The sequence below is a fragment of the Kitasatospora sp. MBT66 genome (genome assembly GCF_000710405.2).
Lineage (GTDB): Bacteria > Actinomycetota > Actinomycetes > Streptomycetales > Streptomycetaceae > Kitasatospora > Kitasatospora purpeofusca.
The window spans coordinates 101,087-117,727 of the sequence record NZ_JAIY01000022.1; the positions used below are offsets into that span (position 1 = coordinate 101,087).

The following is a 16,641-nucleotide window of genomic DNA, read 5'->3' on the forward strand; positions in this document are numbered from 1 at the left end:
GGGTCTCCTAGGTGTAGGGGCGGACGGTGATCGGGATGCGTCGGTCGCTCGGGTCGGGTCGGTGGGCGGTGCGGCGGTGGGCGCGCAGTCCGAGCGGGCCGCCCTGGATCGGGGAGCGGCAATCGGGACAGGAACTCCACCAGGCGGTGCCGGGCGGCAGGCCGGCCGGGGTGAGCGGGTGCGGGTGCGGGCCGGGTGCGGCGCGTGTCATCAAGGCCTCCGGGGAGCGGGAGGCCCGGCCCGCCGGGTGGCGGCGGGCCGGGCCTGGGCAGTGGGCGGGTCAGGCTGCGGGGCCGTCGGTGTTGGCCGGCTCTGCGCGCAGCGCCGTGGCGAGGATCGCGGCGTGGTCGAACGCCAGCCGTGCCGGGAGTCCGTTCCACGGCCACCAGCGGGCGGTGCGGGCGTCGTCCCCGGCGGTGATCGGGGTGTCGTCCGGCACGTCGGCGAGGTAGGCGACGGTGACGTACCGGCCGCGGGGGTCGCGGCCGGGGGCGTCCCAGGCGCCGATCTGGATCAGGTCCGCGGGGGCGACCCGCACGCCGGTCTCCTCCTCGAGTTCCCGGGCGGCCGCCGCACGACTCGTCTCGCCGGGGTCCACGTGGCCGCCGGGCAGTGCCCAGGCGCCCTCGAAGGGCGGCCAGTCCCGCTCGATCAGCAGAACGCGGCCGTCCGGCGTGAGGGCGACCACGTCCGCGGTGTAGCGGATGGGCTCGAAGGTCTCGGTCATTTCAACCCTTCCTGATGGCGACGGGTGATCTCGCGCATGCCGTCGATTCGGTGGGCCTTGTTGGGCGACGCTCACCATGCCGATGTCGCGGGCGCGGATCGGGCGTTGAGCGTGCCGATGAGGTTCGGCTGGTTCGGCGTTCGTTTGGGGCGGCACCTCGCCGATGAAGCTGAAGGCCGAGGTGGGCGGCGGGTGGCGGACCGTACGGTGTCGCGCGGTGCCGGTCGCCGTGGCCGGGTGGTCCGGCTTGCGCTGACGGGGTGTCGGCGGCGAGGGTGCAACACCGGCAGCCCCTTCCTGGGTGAGTGGTCGGGCCTGAGCCTGAGGGGATGGACGTTGATCGAGGTGCTGGACGCGGTGGCGGCCCGGCGGGCGCTGGGCCGCCGGATGCTGCGCTGCCCGGACTGCGGCGGCGCGCTGCGGCCCTGGGGCCGGGCCAGGAGCCGGACGGTGCGCGACCTGGGCGGCCGGCTGCTGACGGTGCGTCCGGACCGAGCCCGGTGCACCGCCTGCCGGGCCACGCACGTCGTGCTCGACGCCGCCCTGCTGCCGGGCCGGGCCTACACGGTCCAGTTCGTGGGCAAGGCCCTGGTCGGCGCCGCACGCGGGCGCGGTCACCGGCCGCTCGCCGCTGAGCTCGGCGCGCCGGAGGGCACCGTGCGCGGCTGGCTCCGGCGGGCCCGCCGCTCGGCTCACCAGCTGTGGACCGTCGGCGTCCAGGCCGTCGTGGCGCTCGACCCGGCGGCCCTGCCGACGCTGGACCGGCCGGACCCGCTCGCCTCCGCCGTTGAGGCCCTGATCGCCGCCGCGCTGGCCGCCGGCCGCCGCCTGGGCGGCGAGCACCACGGACTCTGGCCGCGGATCGCCGTCCTGACGCGCGGCCGGCTGCTGGCCATGGCCCCGCCGGGCTGAGCCGTCGGGACCGTTCCCGGCCCCCGCCTGCCCTCGTACCGCCGTTGAGCCGTCCGACCGCCCGGTGAGCCCTCCACCGGGCGACTTCCGTACGCACACGTGCGACACCGTGCCGACGATGGGCGACACCTTGCTCATGACGGTGTCCGGTTCGCCCGGAAGGTCATCGGCGTGGTGAGCGCCCTGCTCGTCGGCATTTTCGGCGCCGGGCAACATGGGCCTGGCGGGAAACGCGGGCGGCGAGGGAGGCGAGGTAGTTGGAGTCCTCGGTCCGCGCGCCGCGGCTCAGGTTGTCGGCGTAGTGCCGGGCGGCGTCGGCGAGCTGCTGCGCGTCGAGAGCGTGGCCCTGGAGCTCGCGGTCGATCGCCGCGTCGAGAGCGTGGCCCTGGAGCTCGCGGTCGATCGCCGCGTCGAGAGCGTGGGTGCTCACGTGCTGCTCCGGTCGGTGGGCGGTTCGGGGGACCAGGCGCCGGTGGGGTCGTCGCCCCAGTCGTCCGGGTCCGGGGTCGTCGGTTCCGGTCGGCTGGGGCGCCGGGTGAGCAGATCGCGCAGGGCGGCGAGCAGGCCGCGGCGCGGGTAGGAGGGCGGGAAGGTCACGGCGGGTCAGCTCGCGTCGGGCAGCGGGGGCAGGTACGAGCACTTCACCGCGTGGTCGGTGACCTGCTGACGGACCGCGTAGACGTACATGCCGTCGGCCTGGTCGAGGCCGTGGCGGCATCCGGTGCAGTGCCACCAGGTGGCGAGGCCGTCGCGCTCCGGGGCTCCGACGGGCCAGGGCTCGGGACCGATCAGCTCGACGTGGGCGCCGCCCTGGGTGAGCTGGCGCATCCAGAGGTGGCCGGCGCCGCCGCCGGTCGGCGCGTCGCCGATGTGGACCTGGCCGTGCTCGAGGCGGATCCGGCCGTGGTCGGCGGCCTGCTCCAGGAGCGTCATCAGGCGGTCGTGGCCGCCGAGGGTCTCGCCGCCGGGGATGACGCGCGACCAGATGTACAGCTCGCCGACCGTGGTGCGGCGCTGGCCCAGGCCCTCCAGGTGGTCGAGGGCGGCCAGGACGACGGTGTAGGCGTCGTCGCGGCGCAGCCGGCCGTCGAACGGGTCGGGGGTGAGGTCGGCGATCAGCTTCTCCAGGGCGGCGTTGACGGCGGGGATGCGGGGGTTGTCGACGGACACGGGCGGTGCCTTTCGGTGGGGTGCGGGGACGGTGCGGGTGCTGCGCAGGGGGCCGCCGCCCGTACGCGGGCGGTCGGGCGGTCGGGCGGCGGCCGGGTGCCTGGTCAGTTGGCGCGGCGGGGGCCGGGCGGCAGGGCCCGGGGCGTGGTGCTGGTGGTGGTGGCGAGCAGCTGGACGACGTTCTCGGAGAGGTCGGAGAGGGTGGCGGGGATGAGCAGGTCCCGGGCGGCGGTGCGCTCGGCGAGCTGGACGACGGCGGCCAGGACGTGGCCGGTGTCCTCGCGGCGGCCGGCGACGACGGCGTAGGTGCCGACGAGCTTGGTGGCGTCGTTGGTGGTGCGGCCTCCGACGCAGCCGACGGAGACGGTGACGTCGATGGAGCCGGTGTCGTCGGTGAGGACGAGCTGGCGGGGGTTGTAGCCGTTCATCTCGGTGATGACGCCGTCCACGGTGACGAGGCTGAGTGCCTGTGTCTGAACCCCCGTTCTGGGTAGCCTGGAGCCCTAATCTGGCGTGGTGTCGCAGGACGCCGGGCGGGCTGGAGAGCGGGAGTGCAGGGGTTGCGGTGATCGGCTGAGGCCGGCAGCGCGGCCCGATGCGGTGTTCTGCTCGACGGCGTGTCGTGCCAGGCGGTGGCGGGTGGAGCGTCGTCTGCGGAGGCGGGTGGCGGCCGAGATCAGCGGCGCCGGCCGGGTCGAGTGCCCGGAGTGCGACGCGTGGTGGGTGGCCGGGGTGGATCGGCGTTCGAACGCCGTCTACTGCTCGCGGCGGTGCGTGATGAGGGCCTGGAGAGCCCGGACAGATTCGTTCGGCGAACGGTCACAGTGACCGTTGAGCGAACGGCTCGCTCGGTCGGAATCGGTCAACTCCGTTCATCCGGACGGTTGTTGTTGTGATCAGCTCACGATTGGCTCGACTCTGCTCGCGGAAGCGGGCCGGATCCCGTCGCGGCCAACGGCCGTGCCCGGCACGCGGGTTGGTGGTTGAACCATGCCCGAGGAGATCGAGAAGACCGACGAGAAGGTCGGCAGCGTCACCGGCAGCCGCTACGAGCAGATCGTGGCTGAACTGCTCAAGGTGGTGGAGGCCCAGTCGAAGGGCCAGTTCACGATCGGCGACCGCGCGCTGGAGATCGAGCCGATACGCGAGTACGGCGGACAGGAGAAGTCCGAGGCGCCGTTCACGGTGAAGGAGTCGCTGTTCCGCCTGGCGGAAGACATCGGTCTGTCCTACAGCACCCTGTCGAACCTGCGCTGGACTGCGGCGAAATGGCCCAAGGACCGTCGGCAGGAGGGGGTGTCCTGGACGATCCACCGCATCCTGGGGCGGATCGAGGACGAGCAGGAGCGGTTCGCCGCGGTCCTCACCCCGCCGGCGAACAAGTCCAGGTGGACGCCGGACGAGGCGAAGCGGCGGGTCGGCTGGCAGGTCACGAAGCCGGTGACCCCGCAGGAGAAGGTCAGCGCGATCCACTCCCTCGCCCAGGACGAGGAGGTCGCCGCGACGGTGACCGGTGACTTCCTGCGGCGCCCGACCGTCGTCGCCCAGGTCAAGGCGGAGGACAAGGTCCGGGTCGTCGAGGAGCTCACCCGCGACGACAAGGTGGCCGCCGCGGTCGCCCCGGACTTCCTGCGCAGGCCGGCGGTGGTCGCCCAGGTCGCCCAGGCCGACAAGGTGCGGGTGGTCGAGGAGCTCACCCGCGACGACCGGGTCGCGGCGGAGGTAACCACCGGCCTGCTGCGGCGCCCGAGCGTCGCGTTCCGGGCGATGGCGGACGACACCGCCCGCCACCAGGTCAACAACGCCCAGAACGAGCGCGGCCGGCAGGCCCGGGAGCACTTCGAGCAGAACAGCCCCGTCGCTCCGGCGGTCCGCGGGATCGACCGGTCGGTGGAGTTCCTGGACCTGATCACCGCCTGCCACGCGTTCGTCGCCGCCTCCGGCCGGGTCGTCCCGGGCCTGCGGGACCGCCAGCTCAGCGACGACGAGCGCGTGATCGTCCACGAGAACGTCGCGCGCGTTCGGGCGACGCTCGACTGGATCGAGACGGCCGTCGACACCGGCAAGGTCGACGTCGACGGCGAGCTGGCCCGCCTGCTGCAAGGCGAGTAGGCGATGCCCCGCGCCTCCGAGCGCAGGTCGGCCGCCGCCGAGCGGCACGCCGACACCATCCGCTTCGTCCTCTTCGAGGCAAGGCCGGCCGGCCTGACCTTCGACCAGCTGGGCAGGGCCTCGAAGCTGAGCAAGAGCCAGGTCCGCTCGGGCCTGGCCTGCCTGCGGGACATCATCGCCGAGCGGGGCTGGCCGCCCCTGATATGGCTGAGGGCGGACGGCTACCTGTTCTGCTCCGACACCACTCAGCTGCAGCTCTACGAGGTCGCGGTGATGCGCGAGAAGCTCACCGAGATCCGCCGGTTCATCACCGGCGTCGTCGCCCCGCACGCAGCCCTGCAGCCCAAGGGCCGGTGGATCAAGCACCTGAACACCCAGCTCAACTCGGTGGAGTCCACGCTCGACATGATCGCCGAGTACAGCGACTCCTGACCGATCCCCGGGTCCGGCCGCCCTTCGGGCGGCCGGACCCACAACTTCGCACCAGGGAAGGAAAGTTCGTGGCCCGTCGCCGCTGCTATCCCTCCGACACCTGGGACGACGAATGGGCGCTCATCGAGCCCCTGCTGCCCACCCCGGCCTGCGAGACGCGAGCCGGCGGGCGCCCCGAGAAGCACCCGCGCCGCGAGATCGTGGACGCGATTCGGTACGTCGTGGACACGGGATGCAAGTGGCGCGCGCTGCCGAAGGACTTCCCGCCCTGGCGCACCGTGTTCGGGTTCATGGCCCGCTGGGCCGCGGCCGGGGTGATCGGCCAGATCCGTGACCGGCTCCGCGAACGAGTCCGCCGGGACATGGGCCGGGCGCCCGGAGCGGTCGCGACCGTCATCGACTCGCAGTCGGTGAAGGCCGCCGACACGGTCGGGAAGGACTCGCGCGGCTACGACGGCGCGAAGAAGATCAACGGCCGCAAGCGCCACCTGGTCGTCGACACCCACGGCCTGCCGCTGTTCGTCATGGTCACCCCGGCCGACATGACCGACCGCGACGCGGCGAAGGAGGTGCTGTTCCGCCTGCGGCTGATGCACCCGGAGATCACGATCGTCTGGGCCGACTCCGGTTACGCGGGCCCGAAGCTGGGCGGCTGGGCGAAGAAGTACCTGAACCTGACCCTGAAAACGGTCGGCCGGCCGAAGGGCGCGAAGGGCTTCGTCGTGATCAAACGCCGTTGGGTGGTGGAGCGGTCGCTCGCCTGGATCATGCACGCCCGGCGGCACGCCCGCGACTACGAACGCCTCATCCAGCACTCGGAGTCGTTGATCACCTGGGCGGCGATCACCCTCATGACCAGGCGCATCACCCAACGGCAGTCCCGCCGGGCCGGCCAGAGCGAGCCCCGCGCCCCGATCGGGCACTGAAGCCGTTCTTCGGGAAGAGCACGGCCCGGACACCCCCACGGAACGGCCCGGACCCCACTCTGCCACGGCCCCGGTTGAGCCGTCAGCGGATTCGCCCGCACCGCCGCCCCCGTCCGGCCGATGATGTGATCCGTTCGGCGGTGGAGTGGCCCGGCCGGGCAGGGGAAGGGACCGTCCATGGAGATCGTCAGCGACCCCGGCCCGCGCCGGCCCTGGCCCGAGCTGCTGTCCGACCACCGCCCCGTCCTGGTCCTGCCCGCAGATCCCGGCCGCCTGCCGGTCCCCGAAGACGGCTGGGCCGACCGCGACACCGCGCCCGCCCCGGGCACCGACCCGAATTCGGGCTGGTCAGCGGTCCTCGACGGTTACTGGCTGACCGTCCGCCGGCCCAGCGGGACGGTCTGGTTCGACGGCGAGACCGCCGCCACCCGCGAGTGGATCCGCTCGGTCCGAGCGCACGGCACCCTGCTGCTGATCACCGGCCCGTTCACGAACGTCTTCGACTTCTGGCCCGCCGCCGCGACAGGCCAGCTGTTCTTCCTCACCACGCCGATCCGCCTCGCAGACGGCCCCTGAGCACAGCCCTGTTCGATTCCTGACCTGGGAGAACTTCGCTCAGGACATCGAAAACAGGCTCTGAGGTCGGGGGCGGCGGTGAGGCGGGGCAGGTTGTCGGTCATGCCGAGGGTTCTCCTTGCGGGGGTCGGGTCTGCGGGGTCGGGGTGACCGGGCAGCCGCGCCGGTCCCGGTGGTGCCGGCCGCTGGGTGCGCTCGGGGTCCGGGGCCGGCGGCGGCGGTCCGCTCGGCGGGTCAGGCCGGGACGGCGCGGGCGAGGGCCAGGAGCTGTTCGAGCTCGGCCAGGGCGAGGCCGTCGGCGCATTCCAGGCAGCAGCCGAGCGAGGTCGGGATGCAGCTCTCGCCGACGGCGCGGCACAGCGGGCAGGTGCGGCGGGCGAGCATCATGCGCTGGTGGGAGCGCCAGCGGGCCGCGGTCATCGGTCGCACGGGCAGGGCCAGGGAGCGGCGGTACAAGTACCCGAACCGGAGGCCGCCCCGGCAGACCACCTGCGCGGCCGGCTCCTGGCCGCCGGGGCGAAGGCCGACGGCGCGCAGCTGGCGGCGGGTCATCAGGTCGTCGGTCGGGGCCCAGCGCCAGGGGTAGGTGGGCAGGCCGCCGTGGTGCTCGCCGGTCGGGTCGAGATCGGATGCGCGCACGCTCTCTCCCTGGCGGTCAGTGGCTGTGGGCCGGTTCGAGGTAGGCCGGGCTGGTGGCGGTGATGGTCTCGACCCGGGCGAAGCCTTCGGCGAGGAGCTGGTCGGCGGTGGGGACCAGGCGCTCCTGGTCGAGCAGGACGTGGTCCGGGACGACCCGCTCGCGGGCGAGGTTCTGGAGGCGGCGGCGCTCGAGGGAGACGTCGAACAGCACGGCGGCGATGGGGCGCTGCCAGTAGCGGGCGCGGGCGAGCAGGCCGGCGCGGACGTGCGCGTACAGCCCGGTCGAGTCGATCACGGTGGTGAGCGACCGCGAGAGACGCGCGTCCAGCAGCAGGGTCTGGATCTGGTCGGCGACCGGGGTCGCGGACTGGTCGGCGACGGAGTTGGTGGCCATCTCGCGGTAGTCGTCCAGGCTGAGCCGCCAGGTCGTCGGCCAGGAGCGCGTGGCGAAGGCGGTCTTTCCGGCGCCGCTCCCGCCGACCAGGACGATCAGCGAGCCGGGTTCGAAGGTGATGTTCACGGGCGGGTCCTCTCGGTGGCGGGGTGGTGGCGGGCTGTGTCGCCGGCGGTCAGGGGCGGGTGGCGGCCTGCTGGCCGAGGACGTAGCAGCGCAGGTCGATGTCGGCGGGCAGGGCGGGGGCGTCGGCTCCGAGGAGGAGGTCGGCGACGGCGACGGTGAAGACGCGGGTGACGGCGTCGGAGCCCTTCTTCATGACCGGGGCCTGGAAGAGGAGGTAGCGGGCCGTCAGGAAGAGCTGGGGGGTGAGGCCGGGGCCGGCGAGGATGCGCAGGGCCTCGGCGCGCAGCAGGGTGGCGTCGGCCGGGTCGGGGGTGGCGGTGTAGAGGGGGTGGCCGCCGGTTTCGACGCGGGCGGGGTCGAGGCCGCGGGCGGCGATGCGGGCGGTCAGGTCGGCGGCGGCCCGGTGGGCGGCCTGGCCGCGCAGGATCCGGTTGCCGGCGATGGTGCGGCCGTCGGGCAGGGTCACCCGGTTCTGCAGGATGTCGGCGGCGGGGGCTTCACGGGCGAAGCGGCGCTGGGCCGCGAGGCCGTAGTGGGCCGTGGCGCGGGAGGCGGGGGTGTCGGTGCCGCCGCGGTAGGTGCGGGTGGCCGGGTGCCAGGTGGAGCCGTCGCGCAGTCGGCCGACCGGTCCGATGCGGTCGTAGTTGGTGCCGACTGCGGCGATGGGGGTGCGGAAGCGGTCCGGGTTGTGGTGGAGGCCTCGTCCGACGCGGCCGGTGGCGCGGGCGGCTGCCTGGTGGCGCCAGTCGGTGACGGAGGTGTGGACGGCCGCGAGGGCGGCGACCCGGTCCTCGGTGTCGGTGGCGGTGGCCAGAAGGTCGGCGAGGTGGTCGCGGGCGGTGGTGGCGATCTGGGCCATCTGGCAGGAGAACGCGCGGCGGCCGGCCTGGTCGATGGGGTCGTTGGTGCGCAGGGCCAGCGGCGAGGTGGGAAAGCGGTCGAAGGCGATGGCGGGCAAAGCGGGCATGCGGATCTCCGGTTCGGCGGGCGGGGTCGGCGGGTCGGGCTGATCGTGGTCACCTGGTCTTGGCCGGGCGGCCGGTCCCGTCCCCGGGATGCGCGCCGCCCGCCGGGCCGGGTGCCGGGCGAGCGGTGCGGGCCGGGCCGGGGGCGAGACCGGCGGCCGGGTCAGCTGATGAGGGCGAGGACCAGGACGGCGAGCAGCACGGGCACGGCCAGGGCGACGGAGCGGGGAATGTCGATGCACCGCTTGAGGCGCTCGATGTCGTCGCTGATGTCCTCGCACTCGGCCAGCAGCCGGCCGTGGGAGCGGGTACCGGCGGGGACGTTGGCGAGGGTCTGGCTGCGCTCGAAGTGGGTCTTGCGCAGGGCGGCGATGCGGGCGTCGCGGTCTATGGCGAACAACGGGTGGGTCCTTCCGGGATCGGGTTCGGCGGGTGGTTGGTGGTGCGGGAGGATGGGGGCGGGCCGGTGACGAGACCGGCCCGCCGGCACCCTCGGGTGCTGTGGCCTCCGGGATGTCTCTTTCATCCCGGAGGCCGCTCGCGTTGGGCGCTCGGTCACGCAGAGCGAACAGCGGGCTTGAGCGCGGGCTCGGCGTCCTCCACATCGGTGCGCACGCGCTGGCAGGTCGAGCGCGTGGTCTTCTCGTCGCCGGTGAGCAGATCCTTGGCGGTGAGCGCGGCGTGGATCTCGGAGACGAGCGGGCGGCGGTCGAGAGCGGTGTAGAGCTGGCGGACGGTCGCCCGCCGGGCGTAGGTGAGCGCGAGCCCGGTCAGGGCGACCGGCGGGTGAGCGGTGGCGACCGGCGGGTGAGCGCCCGGCAATGCGCGGTGAGCGCCGTTCGTCCCCCCGCCTGCGGTGATCTCGCGCTCGGGTGAGCGCTCGACGTAGACGCTCTGCGCGGGCAGCAGGGCGCCGTGGGCGGTGGACAGCGACTGGCCGTCGTACGGCGGGCGCGGACCCTGGCCGTCGTGAGCGCCGTCGCCGGGGCCGGTGAGCGCTCCGGCGGGCGGGGCGCTCGCGGCGGGCTCGGCGTGAGCGCTCTTGGCGTGGTCGATGATCTCGTGCACGCGCCAGATGGCGATCGGGACGACCATGGCGAGCGGGATCGCCATGTGCCACTGGATCTTCCACTCTCCGTGAGCGTCCAGCTCGACGCCGAGCAGGCGCAGGTCGGTCAGGATCGCGGCGATCTGGCAGAGCATCATCACCCCGAGCGCGATCCGCGTCTCCGTCTTGAGCTTGCTGCGGGTGGCGGCGACCACCCAGCCGTCGACGCAGACCGCGAGCAGCCAGGCGAGCGTGGAGTCCATCCCGGCGGTGACGGCCAGGGCGTGCTCCTTGTAGGAGGTGTACGCCAGGCCGGCACCCAGGACGGTGCGGGTCAGCAGGAACGGCACCAGGTCGGACCGGTTGTCCGCCGCCCGGCGCAGCGTGCGGCGCCACCAGCGCTGCTCCTTCTGCGCCCGGCGCTGCTCCAGCTCCGCCTGCTCGGCCCGCAGCTCCGCGATCTGCTCCTCCGTCTCGGCGAGCTCGGCGAGCGCGGTGGTGGTGACCTGCTCGGCGTCCCGGCGGGCGGCCACCAGCAGGCGCTGGGCGTCGGCCTCGGCCTTGCCCCGGGCGGAGCTGGCCTGCCGCAGCTGCTCTCCGGCCCGCTGGCGGACCTGTTCGATCGCTTCCTGGGCCTCGTCCTGGAGCTCCTGGGCGTCGGCCAGGCCGCGCTGGCGCAGTTCGGCGGCCTGCCGTCCGACCTCCTCGCGCAGCTCCGTAGCCTCGGTCTCGGCGTCCTGGCGGAGCCGGTCGGCTGCTGTGGTGGCCTCCTCGCGGGCGGTGTCCGCCTCGGTGAGGGCGGCCTCGGTGAGGCGGGCGGCGCGCTGCTCGGCGTCGGCGCGCAGTCGCTCGGCCTGGTCCTCGGCGGTGGCCAGGATGTCGCGGGCGGTGGTGGCGGCCCGGGTGCGGATCGCCGAGGCCTCGGTGGTGGCCTCGGCGAGGGTGCGGTCGGCCGCCGAGGCGGCGTCGCGCTGGACGGTGGCGGCCTGCTCGCGGGCGCCGGTCAGCTCCTGCTCGGCCTGGGCGCGGTCGACGGCCGAGCGGGCGCGGGCGTCCTTGAGCTCGTCGCGGGCCAGCGCCGCCTGGTCCTGGGCGGCGGTGAGGGCGGCGTCCGCCCGGGTCCGGGTGAGGTCGGCCTCCCGGCCGGCCTCGGCGAGCAGTTTCTCCGCCGACTCCCGCGTCTCCTGGCCCACGGCGGCCTCGAGCGCCTGGGCGCGCTCCTCGGCGGCGTCGGCGATCCGGACCGCCTCCTGCTGGGCCTCGGTACGGACGGCCGTGGCGTTTCGCTCGGCGTCGGCCAGCAGCGCTGCGGCCCGGGCGGTGGCGTCCTCCAGCAGCCGGTCGCCCGCTGCCTGGGCGTCCGCGTCGGACTCCTCGCGCCGCTCCCGGGCGTGCTCGATCGCCTCCTGCCGGACCAGGTCGGCCTGGTCGTGGGCCGCCCGGAGGATCTCCCGGAACGCGAGATCGGCACGCTCGGTGACTGCCTGGGCCTCGTCGGCCGCGTCGGCGCGCAGCCGCTCGGCCTCGGTCGCCCGCTGCTCGGCGGTGGCCAGCTCGCGGCCGGCCGCCTCGGTCGCGGTGGCGAGCAGGACGGCGGCGGCCTCCTGGGCCAGGCTGCGGACGTCGGCCGCGCGGTCGGCCGCGTCGGCCAGGATCTCCTCCGCCGACCGCCCGGCCGGAGCGGCCGGAGCCGGTGCGGTGAAGGTCGCCGGGACGCTCGGGGCGGGGGGGGTCGGCGCGGCGGCGACCCGGGTGCGGGTGCGGCCGGCGGGCGCCGGGGCGGTCTTCCTGGCGGTGCTGCGGGTGCGGCTGGCCGGGGACATGGCGGCAGACTCCAGTCTGTCGTGGTGACGGTGCGTGGCAGCCCGGATGGGCCGGGGAAGGCGTGCGGTGGCCGGGAGCGGCCCGGTACGGCGCGGCTCGGCGCGATGGCTGCGAGCGGCTGGTGGGGAGGTTGTAGAGCGGCGGAGGCTGGAGGGCGTCTGCGGCCTCGAGGGCCGGTTTCGGGCCCGGAACGGTGTGACGGCTCTACAGGCTCTACAGCTCTACACGGCAGGTCAGAGCGCCGTTCAGGCTCTACGGATGCTCTACGGGCCCGCTACGTGATCTTGTGTGTAGCGGGCCCGTAGAGGGGGTGTAGAGCGCTCGGCTACGCCTCGTCGTCCTCGTCCAGGTCGTCCTCGTCGTCTTCGTCGTCGGTGTTGAGGGCGTTCTGGATGTCGTCGAGGTAGTAGCCCGTGCGGTTCTTGATTCCCTCACTTTCCGTCATCGCGCGGGCCTGGCGGGACTCGATGCCGTACGGGGCGAGCAGGTCCTCCAGGTCCTCGGCGGTGAAGCCGTCGTAGACGTCGGGGCGTGCCTGGGCGAGGCGCTCCAGGAGCGGGCCGATGTGGATGGTGCGCTCCTCGTTCATCGCGTCGAGGACGTCCAGGATCGACGGCTGGGGGGCGCCGGTGGGGCTGGTGCCGGGTGTGGTCGGGGCGGGGTTGGGCCTGGACGCGCCGAGCGAGGTCAGGAGTGCGGGCCAGTCGAGGCCGACCGCCGCCGCGCTGGCGGTGAGGTCCGGCAGGCCCGCCTGCGCCCGCTGGTCGCCCCGGCGGGTGGCGTCACTGTCGGTGAGGTGACGGAACTTCCACTTCATGGGTCGGTTGGGCTGGCCGGGCAGTCCCTGGATGTAGACGGTGCCCGCGTCGGCCGGGTCGGTGTTGGTGGCGGGCTTGAGCCGGTCTGCCCGGTAGCCCTCGCGCAGCGCGCCCTTGCCGAAGAGGCCGGTGACGTCGGTACCCCGGCAGCAGCCGGCCATCTTGAGCGACATCTTCGGCGCGATGGCCGAGCCGATGTCCTGCACGGTGCCGAACTGCGAGGCGCCGATGAACCACACCGCTTCCTTGCGGCCGATGCGCAGCAGCCGCAGCAGCTTCGCCTTGGCCTTGGCGGGCAGGTCGTGCCACTCGTCGACGAACACGATGACGGCGGGATGCTCGGGGGTGATCGGCCAGACCTTGCCCCAGCGGTTGGCCTTGCGGAGCCGGGTGCGGCCTTCGCAGAGCCGGTTGAGCCAGTCGAGGGTCTTGAGGACGTGCTTGTCGTCGCTGACGGCGAGCTGGATGGCGTCGCCGAGGGCTTCGACGCCTTCGCCGCGGGGGTCGACGGAGAGCACGACGGCGTCGCGGCAGGAGGTGGCCCAGTCGGCGAGGTCGAGCATGATGCTGCTCTTGCCTCCGCCGGAGTCGGCGACGAGGAAGCCCATCACCCCGGCGAGGGAGAAGGCGAGCTCGGTTCCGTCCAGGCCCTGCCCGAAGGAGCCCTTGTCGAGGATGGAGTTGGCGAGTGCCGGGTTGTCGGGGATCGGTCCCATGTCGGTGAAGCCGGGGCGGGTCTGCACGCGGATGGTGGCGGTGTCGCTGGCGTCCGACCAGCACTCGACGGACAGGCCTCCCCGGGGCACTTTGAGCAGTGTGCGGATCGCGGCGGCGTTGCGGTCGCTGTCGATGTCGGCCGGGTCTCCGGAGGCGACGGTGACCGTCATCGACCAGCCGACCGAGGTGCGCACCGTGTCGGTGATCCCGGCCAGGTCGATGTTCTGGGCGAGGAGCGCCCGGCCCACGCAGGCCGCGGCGATGGCCGGGTCGGTGACGGTATGGATCGGGAAGGGGCCGCCGGTGTCCCCGGGGAACAGCAGGACGTCCTGGTCGGCCGGGCCGGCCGCCGCCTGCTGCTGCTGCTGCTGCGCCTGGTCCTTCTGTTCCTTGTCCTTGCCCTTCTTCTCCTTCTTCTCCTTGTCGGTGTCGGGCTCGTAGGCGAGGGCGGGGACGTCGGGGAGCTCGCGGCGCCAGCCGGGGAAGCGGCCCTTGGCCCAGGCGGTGAGGGCCAGGGCGGCGGCGGTGAGGGAGGGGAGAACCATGTTGCCGATGGCGAGTTCGAGGCCGCCGGCCGCGAGCACCAGGGTGGCGAGGCCGACCCGGCGGCGGTTGGCGGTGCGGCGGCGGTGGCTCTCCAGCTCGGCGTCGCTGGGGTCGATGTGGCCGGTGTACGGCTGCTGGTGGATCTCGCGCACGCGCTGGCGCCAGGCCGCGGCCTCCTCGCGCAGGGCCTCGGCGGCCGCGCCGGCCTGCTTGTGGTCGGCCGGGGTGGCGTCCTCGCCCTGTCCGGCCGACAGCGCTTTGCGGGCCTGCTTCTCCAACTCCTCGGCCTTCTCCTCCAGGGTCTCGATCTGCGAGGCGTTCTTGTTCTGCCAGGTGGAGTAGCGGCGGTTCAGCAGGGCGGCGCGCAGGTGGGCGGGTGTCTCCCGGGAGGCGCTGGCCCAGGCGCCGGTCTCGGCCTTGATGACGGTCAGGCCCTCGCGGAACGCGGTGTACTCGCGGCGGCCCTGCGCGAGGGCGGCCGTGCCGATGGCCCGGGTGAGGCGGGCGGCCGGGCCGGGGCCGGCCTGGTCGGCGGTCCGGCTGCCGGTACCCGCGTCGGTGGGGATGTCGGGGCCGGGGTCGTCGGGGCCGAGGAACTCTCCCTCGGCGGCGAGGTCGATGACGATGGGCTCGGGCGGGTGGGTGGTCACGGCTGCCTCCAGGGCTCGGTGAAGCGGTGAGGGGGAAGCGGGAGGGTCCGGGCGGTCGCGGCCGCCCGCGCACCGCGGCCGCCGTGGTGGCGGTTGCGGGGCGTGGGCGACCGGTGGCGTCCGGGCCGGGGTCAGGCGATCGTGCCGACCAGGGCGTTGCCGGCGGTGTTGGCCATCGGGATGACCCAGGCGGCGAAGAACCCGCCGAGCGTGGCGGACAGGCCGAGCAGGACGCCGGAGATGATCCCGAGCCGCATGCGGGGCTTGGCCTTCGTCGGGAGGGCCTTCCAGCCGCCGAGGATCACGACGCTCACCAGCAGCAGCACCAGGTTGCCCATCGGGGACAGGCTGGCGAGGTTGTTGCGGGTGGCCAGGGTGGTCGTGCCGCCGGTCGCGCCCCACATCGCGAACGACCCGGCGCCGTTGCCCAGGAAGGTGATCACGCCGGTCGCGAAGCCGATCAGCCCGCTGGTGGTGGCGGTGGCGACGCCGCCGTAGAGGATGCCGGCGCCGAGCGGCACCAGGTCCAGGGCCTTCTTCGCGTCCCGCTTCTTGATCTGGGCGAACGCAAAGCGGGAGATGTGCCAGGCGGGCAGTGCCATGCCGACGAACAGGCCGCCGACGGTGAGCGAGGTAGCGGGAACGTTCACGGGTGACCTCCGGGTCAGGTGGTGGCAGGAGTGCCGGTAACAGGGAGTGGGGCCCGCCGTTCAGGCGACGAGGAACAGGACCAGCGGGGTGACGAGGACCGCCAGGGCGAGCGGGGTGGCCAGCCGCTCGTACCTCTGGCGGCTGGGGTGGTCGCTGTCCGTGGGTGCGACCAGCCAGCCGTAGGTGCAGAGGAGGACCAGGTAGGCGAGGGCGGGGGCGGCGAGCTCGGCCGGCACTGGCACGGTGTCGGCCAGGTGCGGCGACCACCAGGCGGCGGTGAGGGCGAGCAGGCCGAGCCCGGGGAAGTTGCGCACCAAGCGGGTGTCACGGTCGGCGGCCCGGATGGCGGCCAGGCGCAGCGCGCAGGTCAGGTAGGGGAGGGCGAGGGCGCCGAGCAGCGCCCCGGCCGGGACGGGCAGGGTGGGCAGCAGGCCCACGGTGGTCTCCTGACGGTCAGTGGAGGGCGGCCAGGATCTGGTCGCCGACGTGGTTGGCGGCGGGGACGAGGGTGGTGGCGGCCAGGCCGGAGATTCCTCCGGCGAGGCCGAGCGCGGAGCCGGAGACGATCCCGGCGGTGAGCTGGCGGCGCAGCTGGTGGTCGCAGCAGCGCCAGGCCAGGACGACAGCGATGGACAGCAGGGTGGTGGCGACGCCGCCGCCGGCGGTCAGACCGGCCGGGCCGGCCTGGGGGAGGAGCGTCTCGGCGCCGCCCGCGATCTTGTTGCCGAGCGGGTTGGTGGCCTCGGTGGTCAGGTAGCGGGCGGCGAAGCCGAGCAGGCCGCCGGTGCACAACGCGGCGAGCAGGCCGATCAGCAGGCCGCCGGCCAGCGCGGCGGCTCCGGGGACCTCGCGGCCGCGCCGCCACCACCGGACGGCGGTGAGGAGCAGGACCGCGGCGGCCAGGCCGAGACCGCCGTAGGAGAGCTGAGCGGGGGTCACCGGCTCACACCCCCGTGAAGAAGTAGCCGCCGAGGTGGAGACCGGCGGGGGTGAGCAGCAGCGCGGAGAGCACGGAGAACGTCAGGACCCGCACCGGCCACACCCGCTGGTGGAGGAAGCGGTACTCCATCAGCAGTGCTCCGGCCAGGCCGGCCATCGGCACGCCGATCTCGTCGCCGAGGCCGTGGAAGACCGGGTTCCACACGTCCCTGGCGACGATCACGCCGACGGCCAGGGCGAGGCCGTTGGCGACCGGGCGGATCCGGGCCACGGAGAACCGCGCCGCAGCCGGGGCGAGCGGCGCGGCCGGGGCCGGGGCCGCCGGGTAGTAGTGGTGGTGATGGACCTCGGCCGGCGGCGCGTACGCCGGGGCCGGGGCGGTCGCCAGCCCGCCCCCGCCATGGCCGGGCCGTCGCCACCACTCGCCCGGCTCCGGCAGACCCGAAGCACCGGAGGCCGGCGGCGGCGG

General features: G+C 74.2%; 19 protein-coding genes and 2 pseudogenes. 5 read left to right on the top strand and 16 right to left on the bottom strand.

Translation table 11 applies throughout. The features are described 5' to 3' along the window. Positions 1-7 precede the first annotated feature (7 nt). On the bottom strand, positions 8-211 hold the full coding sequence (locus BI06_RS43650) for a hypothetical protein (protein ID WP_043478240.1): 204 nt from the start codon (positions 209-211) through the stop codon (positions 8-10). Positions 212-280: 69 nt separating this feature from the next. Further along, positions 281-727 (bottom strand): NUDIX hydrolase, encoded by a 447-nt coding sequence (locus BI06_RS43655; RefSeq protein WP_043478242.1) that lies wholly within the window; start codon positions 725-727, stop codon positions 281-283. 345 nt (positions 728-1,072) lie between these two features. Between BI06_RS43655 and BI06_RS43660 the strand changes: the two genes are divergently transcribed. Then, a complete protein-coding gene (locus BI06_RS43660) occupies positions 1,073-1,639 on the top strand; it encodes a DUF6431 domain-containing protein (RefSeq protein ID WP_233290552.1) in 567 nt (188 codons plus the stop codon). A gap of 163 nt (positions 1,640-1,802) precedes the next feature. Here BI06_RS43660 and BI06_RS43665 read toward each other — a convergent pair whose 3' ends face one another. From BI06_RS43665 to BI06_RS43675, 4 genes are all read right to left on the bottom strand, one after another. Then, positions 1,803-2,069, bottom strand: coding sequence for a hypothetical protein (locus tag BI06_RS43665; protein ID WP_043478244.1), 267 nt, complete (start codon positions 2,067-2,069; stop codon positions 1,803-1,805). Beyond that, positions 2,066-2,236 (bottom strand): hypothetical protein, encoded by a 171-nt coding sequence (locus tag BI06_RS52095; protein WP_158516547.1) that lies wholly within the window; start codon positions 2,234-2,236, stop codon positions 2,066-2,068. Before BI06_RS52095 ends, BI06_RS43665 begins: the two co-directional genes overlap by 4 nt. Positions 2,237-2,242: 6 nt before the next feature. Continuing rightward, positions 2,243-2,809: a hypothetical protein gene (locus tag BI06_RS43670; protein WP_043478247.1), complete on the bottom strand. Its 567-nt coding sequence runs from the start codon at positions 2,807-2,809 to the stop codon at positions 2,243-2,245. A gap of 104 nt (positions 2,810-2,913) precedes the next feature. Continuing rightward, on the bottom strand, positions 2,914-3,258 hold the full coding sequence (locus BI06_RS43675) for a hypothetical protein (protein WP_043478250.1): 345 nt from the start codon (positions 3,256-3,258) through the stop codon (positions 2,914-2,916). 541 nt (positions 3,259-3,799) lie between these two features. Between BI06_RS43675 and BI06_RS43680 the strand changes: the two genes are divergently transcribed. The 4 genes and pseudogenes from BI06_RS43680 (at position 3,800) to BI06_RS43695 (ending at position 6,855) form a co-directional block, all read left to right on the top strand. Then, positions 3,800-4,921, top strand: coding sequence for a DUF6192 family protein (locus BI06_RS43680; protein ID WP_107113536.1), 1,122 nt, complete (start codon positions 3,800-3,802; stop codon positions 4,919-4,921). A gap of 3 nt (positions 4,922-4,924) precedes the next feature. Further along, entirely contained in the window at positions 4,925-5,353 is a 429-nt protein-coding gene (locus BI06_RS43685; RefSeq protein WP_043478253.1) for a hypothetical protein, read from the top strand. A 68-nt stretch (positions 5,354-5,421) separates the two neighbouring features. After that, positions 5,422-6,403, top strand: a pseudogene (locus BI06_RS43690) (IS5 family transposase). Positions 6,404-6,456: 53 nt separating this feature from the next. Beyond that, positions 6,457-6,855, top strand: coding sequence for a hypothetical protein (locus BI06_RS43695; protein WP_043478259.1), 399 nt, complete (start codon positions 6,457-6,459; stop codon positions 6,853-6,855). 234 nt (positions 6,856-7,089) lie between these two features. Here BI06_RS43695 and BI06_RS43700 read toward each other — a convergent pair whose 3' ends face one another. The 10 genes and pseudogenes from BI06_RS43700 to BI06_RS43745 form a co-directional block, all read right to left on the bottom strand. Then, complete coding sequence (locus BI06_RS43700) at positions 7,090-7,494, bottom strand: RRQRL motif-containing zinc-binding protein (RefSeq protein WP_051743027.1); 405 nt, start codon at positions 7,492-7,494, stop codon at positions 7,090-7,092. A gap of 16 nt (positions 7,495-7,510) precedes the next feature. Beyond that, on the bottom strand, positions 7,511-8,014 hold the full coding sequence (locus BI06_RS43705; protein WP_051743028.1) for an ATP-binding protein: 504 nt from the start codon (positions 8,012-8,014) through the stop codon (positions 7,511-7,513). Positions 8,015-8,063: 49 nt separating this feature from the next. Continuing rightward, a complete protein-coding gene (locus BI06_RS43710) occupies positions 8,064-8,981 on the bottom strand; it encodes a hypothetical protein (protein WP_149030682.1) in 918 nt (305 codons plus the stop codon). 161 nt (positions 8,982-9,142) lie between these two features. Beyond that, on the bottom strand, positions 9,143-9,379 hold the full coding sequence (locus BI06_RS43715) for a hypothetical protein (RefSeq protein ID WP_043478264.1): 237 nt from the start codon (positions 9,377-9,379) through the stop codon (positions 9,143-9,145). Between the two features lie 155 nt (positions 9,380-9,534). After that, positions 9,535-11,850 (bottom strand): hypothetical protein, encoded by a 2,316-nt coding sequence (locus BI06_RS43720; RefSeq protein ID WP_043478267.1) that lies wholly within the window; start codon positions 11,848-11,850, stop codon positions 9,535-9,537. A gap of 326 nt (positions 11,851-12,176) precedes the next feature. Continuing rightward, entirely contained in the window at positions 12,177-14,582 is a 2,406-nt protein-coding gene (locus BI06_RS43725) for a hypothetical protein (protein WP_043478270.1), read from the bottom strand. Positions 14,583-14,713: 131 nt separating this feature from the next. Next, positions 14,714-15,232: a hypothetical protein gene (locus BI06_RS43730; RefSeq protein WP_043478273.1), complete on the bottom strand. Its 519-nt coding sequence runs from the start codon at positions 15,230-15,232 to the stop codon at positions 14,714-14,716. A 60-nt stretch (positions 15,233-15,292) separates the two neighbouring features. After that, the gene (locus BI06_RS43735) at positions 15,293-15,670 is read right to left on the bottom strand and encodes a hypothetical protein (protein WP_043478276.1); all 378 of its coding nucleotides are present in this window, start codon (positions 15,668-15,670) and stop codon (positions 15,293-15,295) included. A 16-nt stretch (positions 15,671-15,686) separates the two neighbouring features. After that, entirely contained in the window at positions 15,687-16,172 is a 486-nt protein-coding gene (locus BI06_RS43740; protein WP_043478279.1) for a hypothetical protein, read from the bottom strand. 4 nt (positions 16,173-16,176) lie between these two features. Further along, positions 16,177-16,641: pseudogene (locus BI06_RS43745) on the bottom strand (hypothetical protein); the annotation flags it as partial.